This is a genomic window from Paraburkholderia sp. RL17-380-BIE-A (assembly GCF_046028085.1).
Taxonomy (GTDB): Bacteria; Pseudomonadota; Gammaproteobacteria; order Burkholderiales; family Burkholderiaceae; genus Paraburkholderia.
Map to the genome: position 1 here is coordinate 137460 of NZ_JARESQ010000002.1, position 13873 is coordinate 151332.

12 protein-coding genes and 1 pseudogene are annotated in these 13873 nt (G+C 60.2%); 10 read left to right on the plus strand and 3 right to left on the minus strand.

Features of this window, described 5'->3' with window-relative positions:
- Positions 1-11 precede the first annotated feature (11 nt).
- The 3 genes from P0D68_RS03375 to P0D68_RS03385 are packed head-to-tail and all read left to right on the plus strand — an operon-like array spanning position 12 to position 5091.
- Positions 12-1541: an efflux RND transporter periplasmic adaptor subunit gene (locus tag P0D68_RS03375; RefSeq protein ID WP_408303172.1), complete on the plus strand. Its 1530-nt coding sequence runs from the start codon at positions 12-14 to the stop codon at positions 1539-1541.
- Positions 1538-4747, plus strand: a complete 3210-nt coding sequence (locus P0D68_RS03380) for an efflux RND transporter permease subunit (protein ID WP_408303170.1) — start codon at positions 1538-1540, stop codon at positions 4745-4747. The genes P0D68_RS03375 and P0D68_RS03380 overlap by 4 nt, the downstream gene beginning before the upstream one ends.
- Positions 4744-5091, plus strand: a complete 348-nt coding sequence (locus P0D68_RS03385; RefSeq protein WP_408303168.1) for a copper-binding protein — start codon at positions 4744-4746, stop codon at positions 5089-5091. The genes P0D68_RS03380 and P0D68_RS03385 overlap by 4 nt, the downstream gene beginning before the upstream one ends.
- A gap of 348 nt (positions 5092-5439) precedes the next feature.
- Here P0D68_RS03385 and P0D68_RS35625 read toward each other — a convergent pair.
- Positions 5440-5538: pseudogene (locus P0D68_RS35625) on the minus strand (YncE family protein); the annotation flags it as partial.
- Positions 5539-5583: 45 nt separating this feature from the next.
- Positions 5584-5781: a heavy-metal-associated domain-containing protein gene (locus P0D68_RS03390; RefSeq protein WP_408303166.1), complete on the minus strand. Its 198-nt coding sequence runs from the start codon at positions 5779-5781 to the stop codon at positions 5584-5586.
- A 261-nt stretch (positions 5782-6042) separates the two neighbouring features.
- On the opposite strand from P0D68_RS03390, the gene P0D68_RS03395 reads away from it, so the two are divergent.
- The 7 genes from P0D68_RS03395 to P0D68_RS03425 all read left to right on the plus strand — a co-directional run bounded on the left by P0D68_RS03395 (position 6043) and on the right by P0D68_RS03425 (position 11353).
- Positions 6043-6447 (plus strand): hypothetical protein, encoded by a 405-nt coding sequence (locus tag P0D68_RS03395; protein ID WP_408303164.1) that lies wholly within the window; start codon positions 6043-6045, stop codon positions 6445-6447.
- A gap of 67 nt (positions 6448-6514) precedes the next feature.
- Positions 6515-6841 (plus strand): hypothetical protein, encoded by a 327-nt coding sequence (locus P0D68_RS03400; protein ID WP_408303162.1) that lies wholly within the window; start codon positions 6515-6517, stop codon positions 6839-6841.
- On the plus strand, positions 6841-8259 hold the full coding sequence (locus tag P0D68_RS03405) for a TolC family protein (protein ID WP_408303303.1): 1419 nt from the start codon (positions 6841-6843) through the stop codon (positions 8257-8259). Before P0D68_RS03400 ends, P0D68_RS03405 begins: the two co-directional genes overlap by 1 nt.
- 1 nt (position 8260) lies before the next feature.
- Positions 8261-9556, plus strand: coding sequence for a multicopper oxidase family protein (locus P0D68_RS03410; protein ID WP_408303160.1), 1296 nt, complete (start codon positions 8261-8263; stop codon positions 9554-9556).
- Positions 9557-9619: 63 nt separating this feature from the next.
- A complete protein-coding gene (locus tag P0D68_RS03415; RefSeq protein WP_408181466.1) occupies positions 9620-9970 on the plus strand; it encodes a copper-binding protein in 351 nt (116 codons plus the stop codon).
- 67 nt (positions 9971-10037) lie between these two features.
- Positions 10038-10412 carry a copper homeostasis periplasmic binding protein CopC gene (gene copC, locus P0D68_RS03420; RefSeq protein ID WP_408303158.1) on the plus strand — a complete coding sequence of 125 codons (375 nt, stop codon included), beginning with the start codon at positions 10038-10040 and terminating at the stop codon, positions 10410-10412.
- Entirely contained in the window at positions 10412-11353 is a 942-nt protein-coding gene (locus P0D68_RS03425; RefSeq protein WP_408303156.1) for a CopD family protein, read from the plus strand. Before copC ends, P0D68_RS03425 begins: the two co-directional genes overlap by 1 nt.
- A gap of 262 nt (positions 11354-11615) precedes the next feature.
- Here the strand turns inward: P0D68_RS03425 and P0D68_RS03430 are convergent, their stop codons facing one another.
- On the minus strand, positions 11616-13853 hold the full coding sequence (locus tag P0D68_RS03430) for a copper-transporting P-type ATPase (RefSeq protein ID WP_408468012.1): 2238 nt from the start codon (positions 13851-13853) through the stop codon (positions 11616-11618).
- Between the last annotated feature and the right edge of the window lie 20 nt (positions 13854-13873).

Here is a 13873-nt window from a genome sequence, read left to right on the forward strand (position 1 = left end):
AGGAGAACAACATGCAAACAAAACAACTGGCACGCGTGGCCTTGATGGCGATTGCCTCGGCGGCGCTACTCGGTATCGGCTATGTCGCCGGCACGCATCGCCCGGCGTCAGATGAAGCAGGCGCTGTAGCCACCGCTGCGTCCAGCGACAAGGTGGCCCCGAAGACGGGGCGCAAGGTGCTGTACTGGCACGACCCGATGGTCCCGGCCAAGCACTTCGACAAGCCGGGCAAGTCGCCTTTCATGGAGATGCAGCTAGAGCCGGTCTACGCCGACGAAGGCGGTGGCGCTACCGGCATCAAGATTGACCCGGGCCTCCAGCAGAATCTCGGCATCCGCTACGCGACCGTTCGCCGCCAGGAGACGTCGGACGGGTTCGACGCCATCGGCACCACCCAGTTCGATGAATCGCACTCAGACGTCGTGCAAACACGCGTGACGGGCTACATCGACCACCTCTACGCCAGCGCGCCAATGCAGCGGATTGCGAAGGGCGCACCGGTTGCGTCGCTGTTCGTCCCCGACTGGCTGGCACCGCAGGAAGAGTACCTCGCGCTCAGGCATAGTGGGATGGACAGCAGCATGCTGGAAGCCTCCCGCGCGCGTATGCGTGCGCTGTCGATTCCGGCCGGCGTCGTCGCGGCCCTGGACCGGACCGGCAAAGCGCAGACACATGTCGTGCTGTCGTCGCCAGAAACCGGCGTCGTGAGCGAACTGAACGTCAGGGATGGTGCGATGGTCACCCCAGGGCAGACGCTCGCGAAGGTCGCTGGGCTCTCGAAGCTGTGGCTCATCGTCGAAATCCCCGAGGCGCTTGCACTGAGTGTGCAGCCGGGCATGACGGTGGACGCGACGTTCTCGGGCGACCCCACACGGCATTTCAACGGACAGATTCGCGAAATCCTGCCCGGCATCAGCACAAGTAGCCGCACCCTGCAGGCACGCCTCGAAATCGACAACGCCGCGCTGAAACTCACGCCCGGCATGCTGATGCGTGTGCATGTCGGTGGGCAAAAGGCGGGTTCGCGCCTGCTCGTCCCGTCCGAGGCAGTCATCACGACGGGGAAGCGCTCTGTCGTCATCGCGAGAAGCAGTGATGGCCGCTTGCAGCCCGTTACGGTCACGGTGGGCAATGATGTCGGCAATGAAACCGAGGTGTTGAGCGGTTTGAATGACGGCGAGCAGGTCGTCGCGTCGGGCCAGTTCCTGATTGATTCGGAAGCAAGCCTGAAATCAGTCCTGCCACGACTGGAAGGTAGCGCAGGCTCGAGTCCGGGCGCTTCGGCGCCGACATCCGCTTCGGCGGCAGCGCAATCGTACGAGACTACAGGAACGGTCGAAAAGGTCACACCGCAGGAAATCACGTTCTCGCATCAGCCGGTTCCAGCACTGAATTGGCCCGCAATGACGATGTCTTTCAGCAAGCCAGAGCCCAACGCATTTCCGGATGTGAAGGCCGGCCAGACGGTGCACTTCGTTTTCACGCAGTCCGGTGATAATTACCAGTTGCAGAAGGTCGAACCCGCCGGAGGTGCTCAATGATTGCGCGCCTCATCCGCTGGTCCATTCACAACCGGTTCCTGGTCCTGCTTGCGACGGTCCTCGTTACGGCGTGGGGTGTGTATTCGGTCACCCAGACACCGCTCGATGCGCTGCCCGACCTGTCCGATACGCAGGTCATCATCAAGGCTTCGTACCCGGGCAAGGCGCCGCAGGTCATCGAGGACCAGGTGACCTATCCGCTCACCACGACGTTGCTCGGCGTGCCGGGTGCGAAAGCCATCCGCGCCTATTCGGCGTTCGGCGATGCGTTCGTCTACGTGCTGTTTGACGACAAGACGGACCAGTACTGGGCACGTTCGCGCGTGCTTGAATACCTGAATCAGGTACAAAGCCGCCTGCCGCCGGGGGCGACCGTATCGCTCGGACCGGATGCAACTGGCGTGGGTTGGGTGTACGAGTACGCACTCGTTGACCGGACGGCGCGCCACGACCTCGGGCAACTGCGCGCGTTGAACGACTGGTTCCTGAAGTTCGAGCTGAAGTCGGTGCCGGACGTGTCGGAGGTGGCCAGCATCGGCGGGATGGTTCGCCAGTACCAGGTCGTGCTCGACCCGGACAAGCTGCGTGCGTACGGCATCACGCAGACGATGGTGGCCGACGCACTGGGCAAGGCCAACCAGGAATCAGGCGGCTCAGTCGTCGAACTCGCCGAGTCCGAATATGTGGTTCGGTCCTCCGGCTACCTTCATTCGCTGGATGACTTCCGCCGTGTCGTGCTGCGCACGAACGATGCGGGGACACCCGTGTTGCTCGGCGACGTGGCGCGCATCCAGATTGGACCCGAGACGCGCCGTGGTATCGCTGAACTGAATGGTCAGGGGGAGGTCGCGGGCGGCGTCATCGTCATGCGTTCGGGCAAGAACGCCCTGACGACCATCGAGGCGGTGAAAGCAAAACTCGCTGACCTCAAGAGGTCGCTGCCACCTGGCGTCGAGGTTGTCACGACCTACGACCGCTCGCAGCTCATCGACCGCGCGGTGGACAACCTCAAGGACAAGCTCATCGAGGAGTTCATTGTCGTCGCGCTGGTCTGCGCGGTCTTCCTGTTTCACCTGCGCAGTGCGTTCGTTGCCATCCTGTCACTGCCGCTCGGCGTACTGGCCGCTTTCATCGTGATGCGCTACCAGGGCATCAATGCGAACCTGATGTCGCTCGGCGGCATCGCGATTGCCATCGGCGCGATGATAGACGCAGCCATCGTGATGATAGAGAACGCGCACAAGCAAATGGAGGCCTTCGAACACGAGTTTCCCGGAACACAACTGACGGCCGCGCAGCGCTGGGAACTGATTGCGACATCCGCCGCCGAGGTGGGGCCCGCACTGTTCTTCTCACTGCTCATCATCACGATGTCCTTTATCCCGGTGTTTTCGCTCGAAGGACAGGAAGGCAAGCTCGTCTCGCCACTGGCGTACACGAAGACGTACACGATTGCGGCCGCAGCCGGGTTTTCCGTGACGCTCGTGCCCGTCCTGATGGGCTATCTCATTCGGGGCCGCATTCCGCATGAAAATGCCAACCCCATTAACCGCGTGCTGATTCGACTCTACAGGCCGCTGCTTGAGGTAACGCTTCGACACCCGTGGCTTGCGATTGGGGTTGCCGTGGTCGCACTGGCTGCGACCGTGGTCCCGGTATCGCGTCTCGGGGGCGAGTTCCTGCCGCCACTCGATGAGGGCGACCTGCTGTACATGCCGACCGCGCTGCCGAGCATTTCGACCGAGAAAGCGAGCGAGCTGCTGCAGCAGACCGACCGGCTCATCAAGACCGTGCCGGAGGTGGCGACCGTGTTCGGCAAATCGGGACGCGCCGACACTGCCACGGACCCTGCGCCGGGGCTCGAGATGTTCGAGACGACGATTCAGTTCAAGCCGCGCAGCCAGTGGCGACCCGGCATGACACCGGAAAAGCTGGTCGATGAACTGGACCGGACGGTGAAAGTGCCGGGTCTTTCGAATGTATGGGTTCCCCCCATCCGTAACCGCATCGACATGCTGTCGACGGGCATCAAGACTCCGGTTGGAGTCAAGATTTCGGGCCCCGACCTGACGCAAATCGACCGGGTCGCGACGCAGGTCGAAGCTGCGGTGAAGGACGTGCCAGGTGTAACCTCCGCGCTCGCCGAGCGCCTTGACGGCGGGCGATACATCGACGTCGATATTGACCGGCTTTCGGCCGCACGCTATGGCCTGTCGGTAGCAGACATCCAGTCGGTCGTATCGTCGGCGGTGGGTGGTGAAAACGTTGGCGAGGTCATTGCCGGCCGCGAGCGCTACCCAATCAACATCCGCTATCCACGTGAGGCTAGAGACTCGCTTGAGAAGTTGCGGCAACTTCCAATCGTCACGGAACGGGGCGCGCAAATCCAGCTCGGCGATGTCGCGCATATCGCCATTGCCGACGGTCCGCCGTCGATTCGCAGCGAGAACGCGCGCCTTTCAGGTTTCGTTTACGTCGACATTCGCAATACGGACTTGCAGTCGGCAGTGAAGGCAATGCAACGCGCCGTTGCAGAGAAGGTGGTGTTGCCGCCTGGGTACTCGATTGCGTGGTCAGGTCAATTCGAATACCTGGAGCGTGCGGCGGCAAAGTTGCGCACCGTCATCCCGGTGACGCTCGTCGTCATCTTCGTGCTGCTGTTCCTGACATTCAACTCGGCGGCCGACGCGCTTCTGCTGATGTCGACCGTGCCGTTCGCGCTGGTTGGCGGCTTCTGGCTTATCTGGATGCTGGGGCACGCGGTGTCGGTTGCGACATCGGTCGGCTTCATCGCGCTCGCGGGTGTCGCGGCCGAATTCGGCGTCGTGATGCTGCTGTACCTGAAGAGCGCGCTTGACCGCCGGCTGGCAGATGGCGAACCGCTAACTGAAGCCTTGCTGCTTGACGCAATTCGAGAAGGCGCAGTGCTTCGTGTCCGGCCCAAGGCGATGACAGTCGCTGTAGTGCTCGCCGGTCTCATTCCCATCATGATTGGACACGGCGCCGGGTCGGAGGTCATGCAGCGCATTGCCGCACCGATGGTCGGCGGCATGGTCACCGCGCCGCTTCTGTCGATGTTCGTTATTCCCGCAGCCTGGTTCCTTTTGCAACGTCGTCGCGCACGGAACGCAAGCAAGACACATTCGCCCCATGCAGTCCCCTCCGGCACGACAGTGCCAGCTACTCAAACTGGAGAAACCCAATGAAGAAGTTGATTGTTGCGTCTGTTGTTCTTGGTGCCATTGTTGCTGCACCAGTATTCGCCGGTGATGACATGGCTGGCATGAACATGTCTATGAAGCCGACGGCTTCAAAGACATCATCGACCGCCGCTCTTACCGATGCGGAAGTAAAGAAAGTCGACCCGGCTACCGGCATGGTTACGCTGAAACACGGTGCGCTCACGAACGTCGGCATGCCGGCGATGACGATGGCGCTCAAGGCTAAGGATGCAGCCATGGTCAAGCGGATTCATGAAGGCGACAAGGTCAAGGTCCGCGTGGAAAGCGTGGACGGTGAAATGACCATCGTGAAGCTGGAAAAGCAGTAATCAGGTCTAGGTCGTCGACCAAAGGCCCGTCCCTTCGAGGTGTGTCTACGAGCGTCGACGACGTTCATCCTGCCAACAAAATTTGCCTTCGGTCGTGGATTCAAACCTCGTAGTTCGCGCCTTGAGCGCGCTTGCCCACCAAAGCTCGCGCGGACCGCTAAGGCGGTCAGGTCGGAACGGAAAGCAGCAGCGTGAATCGCCAGGTTCGTCGGCGCCGGCAGACAATGCCATGGACTGCAAGCTCTCCGATGTCGCCATCGTAGCTAGATAATCGGGCCGCTCGCGCATCTACCGTAATGAGATAGCGTTCATGAACGCGTTCGCTACCATCTGAGAACCTGACAAGGATAGCTTCAGCACTTCCATATCGATTACGCCGACGCAACGGGTGACCCGGAATGTCACCCAGAGGAACCGCTTGTCGGGCGTCAGCCCCATGTCATCGGGCCTGGAGAATGACTCGCTTGTCAGCGACTCCGTGGGGCGCTGTGATTACGCGCGGACCGTTGGATGAAACCCGGCTGCCTCGATAACGGCAACCAGACGCTCAACCGCCAAAGCTGAGTCGATTTTTACAACCTTGGTGGTGACGTCGATGTCGAGCTTTGCCGCTGGGTCGACACTGGTAACCGCCCTGGTAATCAAATTGGCGCACCCACCGCATGACATATCCTTGATTTCGAATTCCATTTTTAACTCCAGTAGCAAATCAGAAGCCCAAGCATGGACCTTCCCATGATGGAAATGTCAAGAGGCAGCGAGCCTCGTTTGCCCTGAAGTCTGTCGGGCCTGCTGGATAGTGGCCAGACGCGGAAATTTCAGGGGTGGGAAGTCGACTGTTGCCACAAATCAGGATTTTCGCGAGGCTGTTGTTGGCAAACGGTACTCGACTACAACCTGACACGGTCTTCCTTACAGTCTTCTTGTCGAAGCATGCTAAACTTTCGCACCATGTCTTACTGGCGCAAACTCTTCCTCGTCCTGCTGCTGGCACTGAGCCTTCCGGTTCAGTCGTTCGCGGCCATCTCCATGAAGTGCGGTTCATCGCATTTCGGGAGCGATGTCGCGTATGCCCAGGATGAAGACACGGATGAATCTGTGCCTCACCGTCACGTGCATGACCTGGCGATGACCGACAGCGACCGTGACAGCCATTCCCATGGCGGCGATTCGCACCATGCTCATTCATGCTCGACATGCGCGTCCTGCTGTTTCGGCGGAGCCTTGCCGGCTGTCCCTACCGTCGTAGCGTCAGCCGACGTTTTTCATCTTGTTGTTCCGTTTTCCCGCTCTGACCGCTTCGTGCCGTTTCTGACCGACGGCATCGAACGACCTCCCCGAATCTCCCTCGTCTAGTCTTTCTGTCGCGGCCGAGAAGCCGCGATGCGGAATTTCGACCTGATGGCCGCTCCTCGGCCACCAGGTGACCTACGACGAGAAAAAATCCATGCGAATGTTTATTGCGGCGCTGCCCGGCGCGGCGGCACTGTTGCCGACGCTCGTGCTCGCCACTACAACACTTCCTGACCCGACAGATGCGGCAGCACCGGTTCCGGCCATCAGCGTGCCGTCGGTGTTTGCGGACTTTCAGCCGTATCGCGACCAGAAAGCGCCCACGTGGCAGGAGTTCAATCGGGCAGTGACAACTGCGCCCGGAAAGCCGGGGATGAGCCAAAGTCAAATGCCGTCAGGCGGCAGCGGTGCCACGAATAACGAGAACAGCTCCCATCACGAGGAGCCGACGAAATGATGACGCACATCTTTTTGGGTCGCCGTGTCATTGTTTTCGGGACCGCGGTTGCGTTCCTGGCCGGATGTACGACATTTTCGAAGGATGGCGGCTTCAATACCGTTTCGACGACCGCTTCCGAGCGTCTGGGGAAAGACGCCGTACTGGTGAAGACCGACGAAGACCGGGAAGCTGTCGCAAAGCGAACGCAGGAACTGCTTTCCAGGCCATTGAGCATGGATGACGCAGTCCAGATTGCGCTGCTGAATAACCGGAGCCTGCAGGCCTCGTACGGCGAGCTTGGCATTTCCGAGGCGGACCTCGTTCAGGCGGGACGGCTGCCTAATCCCGGCTTCAGTTTCAGCCGCACGCATGGAGGAAACGACCTCAGCATCAATCGCACGTTCACGCTCGGGCTGCTAAGTGTTCTGACGCTGCCACTGGCCACGCGCATCGAGAGTCGCCGCTTCGAGCAAACCAGACTTCTGGCGGCAGACGCGATGCTCAAGGTGGCTGCCGATACCCGAAGAGCCTATATCAACGCGGTCGCAATGCAACAGTCTGCCGCGTATGCCGGTCAGGTAAAGGATTCTGCCGAAGCTGGCGCCGAACTCGCGTTGCGGATGCAGCAGGCGGGCAATTTCAGCAAGCTCGACTACGCGCGTGAGCAGGCTTTCTATGCGGATGCCGTTGCGCAATTGGCAAGAACGCGGCAGCAGTCAGTGGCCGCGCGGGAAAAACTCACCCGCATCATGGGCCTGTGGGGCGCACAAACGCAGTACACGCTTCCCGAACGTCTGCCAGAGCTGCCCACGAACCGTCCCAAGCTGAATGACCTCGAAAGCTTCGCGATGGAGAACCGGCTGGATATCCAGGCGGCGAAGATGCAGACGCAAAGCGTCGCTTCGTCCCTAGGCCTGAGCAAAGCAACACGGTTTATCAACGCGCTCGACGTCGGCTACCAGAATAATTTCACCACCGCCGATGGCCACGAACAGGGCTACGAAATTAGCGTGGAGATTCCAATTTTCAATTGGGGAGGCTCGAAGGTTGCGCGCGCCGAAGCGATTTACATCCAATCGGCCAACCGCGTCGCCGAGACCGCGATTAACGCGCGGTCTGAAGTACGGGAGTCGTATTCGGCCTATCTGACCGACTACGACGTCGCGAAGCACTATCGGGATGAAGTCGTGCCAATCCGGAAGACCATCTCGGACGAACTGCTGCTCCGCTACAACGGCATGCTCGCGAGCGTATTCGAACTCCTGTCCGATTCGCGTGACCAGGTCGGCGCGGTGAACAGCTATATCGACGCGCTGAAGGACTACTGGCTCGCGGAGACCGACCTGCAGCAGGCTGTCGGTGGTCGTCTCCCACCGCTCGCGATGGCGGCCTCCGCGATGCCATCGGCATCCTCTATAGATTCAGAAGGTAAATGACATGGTGTCACGTCGAAAATTTCTCGGCAGCTCGGGGGCCGCGCTGCTTGGAGCAGCATTGGTGAGCAAGGCAGGTGCTGCGTCGCTGCCTGAGGCACCCACGATGGCCAAGGCCACCATGCAACCGCCGCTTATGCCTCCCAATGGCCGTCCGTACACGCCTGTTGCCACGCTGAACGGCTGGTCGTTGCCGTGGCGCATGAAAAACGGCTGGAAGGAATTTCACCTGACGGCCGAGCCGGTTGTGCGCGAGATGGCACCGGGCATGAACGCGAATCTTTGGGGTTATAACGGGCAGTCCCCCGGCCCAACCATGGAAGCAGTAGAGGGCGACAAGGTCCGTATCTTCGTGACCAACAAGCTACCGGAGCACACCACCGTCCACTGGCACGGCATGCTACTGCCGTCCGGCATGGACGGCGTGGGCGGCCTCACGCAGCCGCATATCCCCCCGGGCAAGACGTTCGTCTACGAATTCCAGCTCGAGAAGCACGGAACCTTCATGTATCACCCGCACGCCGACGAAATGGTGCAAATGGCGATGGGCATGATGGGGACCTTCATCGTTCATCCGAAGGACCCCGGCGTCATGGAGGTCGACCGCGACTTCGTGTTCATTATGTCCGCGTACGACATCGACCCGGGCAGCTTCACGCCACGTGTGAACGAAATGACGAACTTCAACATGTGGACGTGGAATTCGCGGGTCTTTCCCGGTATTGACCCATTGCCGGTGCGCGCCGGCGACCGAGTGCGTATCCGGTTCGGCAATCTGACGATGACCAACCACCCCATCCACCTGCATGGCTATCACTTCGAGGTTGCGGGCACGGATGGCGGATGGATTCCGCCGGCCGCACGCTGGCCTGAGGTGACCGCCGATGTCGCGGTCGGCCAGATGCGTGCCATCGAATTCACGGCGAACCGGCCCGGAGACTGGGCGTTTCACTGCCACAAGTCTCACCACACGATGAACGCGATGGGCCACTCCGTACCGAACCTGATTGGCGTGCCGCAGAAAGACCTCGCGAAGCGCATCAACAAGCTCGTGCCGGACTACATGGCGATGGGCAGCACAGGCGGTGCCATGGGCGAGATGGAGATGCCACTGCCCGACAACACACTGCCGATGATGACCGGTACTGGCCCGTTCGGCCCGCTCGAAATGGGCGGAATGTTCACCGTCGTGAAGGTACGTGACGGATTGGGACGCAAAGACTATCGCGACCCGGGCTGGTTCAAGCATCCCAAGGGGACGGTTGCCTACGAATACACCGGCGAGTTGCCGGATAGCTGATTTTCTGTCTCGCCGGACTTTGCGGTCCAGCTCAACTTTTTATTTCAACGCAGGAGAAGAGTCATGAAGAACGTATTTGCATCGATTGCAGTTAGCTGCGCCTTGGCAATTTCGGGCTCGGCCTATGCGGCTGGCGAAATGGGCAACATGGACATGGGCAGTAGCGGAGCAAAGCAGGCTGGCGAAGCAAAGGCTGGCATGTCCCATGGGGAAATCAAGAAAGTCGACGCCGCAGCCGGAAAGCTGACTATCAAGCACGGCCCGCTGGAAAATCTGGGCATGGACGCAATGACGATGGTGTTCAAGGTCAAAGACCCCGCCATGATTTCGCAGGTCAAGGTCGGCGACAAGATTGATTTTGTGGCCGAGGAAGTGGACGGAGCACTGACGGTAACGAAGCTGCAGAAGCAGTAACGAATCGCGGGGTGTTGCCATTAAATACCGGCAACACCCGCCTGGACCATCGAGGATGCGCAAGCACATGAAAACTTTTACTCGCAAGCAACTCTCAGGACTTGCTACGGCTACCGCCATCGCCTTAGCACCGGCTGCAGCGTTCGCACACGGGAGGCTCGAGGCTGCCGTCCCGGCCGCCGGCAGCACACTCGAAACCACGCCGGACTCGCTACGATTGACCTTTAACGAAGACCTTGAGTCGACCTTTAGCATGGTTAAAGTGTCCGACTCAACCGGCCAGGCCGTAACAAAGGAAAAGGCAAAGGTCGACGCCGCCAACCCTCGCGTGCTGACCATTGCTCTTCCGAAGCTAGCGTCCGGGGCCTACTCAGTCCAGTGGGCCGTGATGACGCATGACGCCCACAAGACCAAGGGTACGTACGCCTTTCAGGTAAAGTAATGAACGACGGTCTCCTTGGCGTCTCGCGGCTTGCCTTCGTCGCCCTGCAAAACCTCGGCTTTGCAATTGTCGTCGGCGTGTTGATTAGCGACCGATGGCTCGCGCGCCAGACATCCTCGTGGCAGGTGAGCGTTAGACCGCGGCTTGTCAGCGTCCTGCGTGTCGCATCTGTCGGCGCGCTGCTGTCTAGCACGCTCGCGTTCTGGATTCATTGTGCGTTGATGAGCGAGTCTGCACTTCCTGAGGCGGGACCCGCTGTCCGCTCGATGCTAGTTGAGACCGGGTTCGGTCACGCATGGCTGGTCGGCGCTGGACTGATGCTGTGCGTGGTTATTCTTTCATTTATCGAGACAGGGAAATCAATCCGGTTGTCTCCGGTCATCTGGTTGGCCCTGGCCGGCGTCGCGCTGGCGCGCAGCAATGGAGGACACCCAGTCGATGCTGGCCTGTTCAGCCTGCCGGTGTGGGTGGACTGGCTGCATTTGCTCGCAATCAGTGTCTGGGTAGGGCTCGTGCTGGTAAGCACTTACGTTGTTACGCCGCGCGTTTTCAATGCATTGAGTACCGAGCGTGTAAACAGCGCAGCATATATCCAGTCATTGTCGGACGCGGCGACGCTGGCGCTCGTTATTCTCTTCGTTACGGGCGCCTACAACGGCTGGCGTGGAGTCAGGTCGCCTGGAGACCTGCTGCAATCGGTCTATGGCCAGGTGCTGTTGATGAAACTCGCTCTGGTGTTCGTCGCTGCAGCGCTCGGTGGGCATAACCGCTTTTTCGAGATGCCCAGACTGCTTGAATCGCTGCGGAGCGCTTCGCCAGCGTCAGCGGTAGGACCTCTCAAACGGTTTGCCGTCGTCTTGCACATTGAATCGGTAGTACTGACGGGGGCACTCGTCACTGCTGCGGTTCTTGTTTCCAGCCCACTGCCGGGTACGACGTAGCTCGTGGCAGTGCACTGTTCCCTGCGTCCACGCAGATGGCCATCGCCTTAGCTCAAAAAAGGCTGCATAACGCCCCGATTGACTTCGGCTAACGGCCATCTTTTACGGGACCCGGCAACACGTCCGGGTCTTCTTTTTATTTTATGTTCTCACGCTATCCGTTCCTCGCCCGATAACTCTTGCGCAGCGCATGCGGCGCTTGGTCGAACGAAGCTGTTCAGACGAGAGCCCCGTACCTACGCTTCGCGGCTGCATGCCTATGCTACGTCCGGGCGCCCCGCAAACGGAGCGCATTTCCAATCACGGATACCGAGCTCAATGCCATCGCCGCGCTCGCGATAATGGGGCTTAGGAGGATGCCCAGCCACGGATACAGGACACCCGCTGCGACGGGAATTCCAATCACGTTATACGCGAACGCAAAGAAGAGGTTCTGCCGGATATTCTTCATGGTGGCGATGCTCAAGGTCCTGGCCCGCGCGATGCCCCGCAGGTCGCCCTTGACGAGTACCACGCGTGCGCTGTTCATTGCCACATCGGTACCAGTGCCCATTGCAATTCCGACATTAGCCTGCGCGAGAGCGGGCGCATCGTTGACACCGTCGCCCGCCATGGCGACAACATGACCTTGCTGCTGCAACTCCTGGACATGCTTGTATTTGTCCTGAGGCAGTACGCCGGCTTTGACGCCGTCGAGCGCCAGGGATTTTGCCACCGCGTTGGCTGTGATGGGATTATCGCCGGTCAGCATGATGATTTTGATGCCGGACGCCCGCAGCAACTGAACTGCCTCCTGTGTTGTGGCCTTGACCGGGTCAGCCACGCCGATATAACCCGCGAGCCTTCCGTCGATGGCGAGATACATGATTGTCTGACCGGCTTGACGCAGCCGGTCCACGTCTGCTCCTACCGCAGTGCAATCGACTTGCGCATCGTCCATGAGCACTGTATTGCCCAACAATGCGACGCGGCCGTCAATCCGGCCGCTCACGCCTTTGCCCACGACTGCTTCGAATGCATCAACGGGCTTTGTCGGCGCCTTGTTCTCCTGCGCCTGCGTGACAATAGCCTGTGCCAATGGATGTTCACTCGGCCCTTCAAGACTGGCCGCATAACTCAGTACGGACAACTCTGACTGGTCCGCCAGCGCCACAACGGTTTGCACGCGCGGCTTTCCTTCAGTGAGGGTACCGGTCTTGTCGACCACCAACGTATCCACTTTCTCCATCAATTCGAGGGCCTCTGCGTCCTTGATGAGAACGCCCTCTTTAGCACCGCGCCCAACCCCTACGATGATGGAGACAGGCGTTGCCAGGCCGAGTGCACACGGGCACGCGATGATTAGAACGCTGATAGCGACGACCAACGCATTCGCGAGCGCCGGCGCTGGCCCTATGACAGCCCAGACGACGAACGAGACCGCCGCGCAAGCCATAACGCCTAGCACGAACCATCCTGACACCTGGTCGGCCAGTTTCTGGATGGGAGCACGGGAGCGGCCAGCGTCGGCGACCATCTGCACGATTCTCGCGAGCAACGTATCCGAACCGACTTTTTCTGCTCGCATCAGAAAAGTTCCGGTCTGATTGACCGTCGCGCCGGTCACCGTGCTTCCAGCCGCCTTCTCTGATGGGATGGACTCCCCGGTAATCATGGATTCGTCGACGCTGGAACCGCCGGTTGTGACGACGCCATCTACCGGTACCTTCGAGCCAGGTTTTACGCGGAGTATGTCGCCGACAGCGACCGCCTCGAGAGGGACGGCTTCTTCGGTTCCGTCAGGCCTCACCCGAATCGCGGTATGTGGCGCGAGGTTAAGCAAATCCTTGATGGCACTCGAGGTGCGTGACCGCGCGCGGAGCTCTAGCACTTGCCCGAGAAGAATGAGCGTGACGATAACGGAGGCGGCTTCGAAATACAGCGGCAACTCATGGCCGCGCCGGAATGCATGCGGCAGCGTGTCGGGAAAAAACAGCGCGAACAGGCTGAAGCCGTACGCGGTGGCCACGCCGAGTCCAATCAGGCTGAACATATTCAGCTGCCACGTCCTGAATGAATTCCAGCCGCGCTCGAGGAAAGGCCACCCGGCCCACAGGACGACCGGCGTGGCGAGTACCGCCTGGACGCACTGTGCCCAAGATGCGGGCATCCAGTGTGGCAGAGCCAGGCTCTCTCCGATATGGTTCACGAGTGCGCCAAGGTCGTAAGACGAAACCATCGGACCCATGGTCATTACCAGAAGCGGTACTGACAGCGCAAGCGCGACCCAGAAGCGGTGCGTCATCGATTCGAGTTCGACGTTCCGCTCCTCTACCGCGAGCGGAGTCACAGGCTCGAGTGTCATACCGCAAATCGGGCAATTGCCCGGTGCCGACGCTCGTATCTGAGGGTGCATCGGGCACGTGTAGACGACGCCTGTCTCGCCTTTGCGTTGGACTTCAGACGCTTGATTGGCGCCGATGGGGACAGGGCTGGCGGCGTGGGCGTGCGATTCAGACATTAAAAGGCCTCCGCGACGCG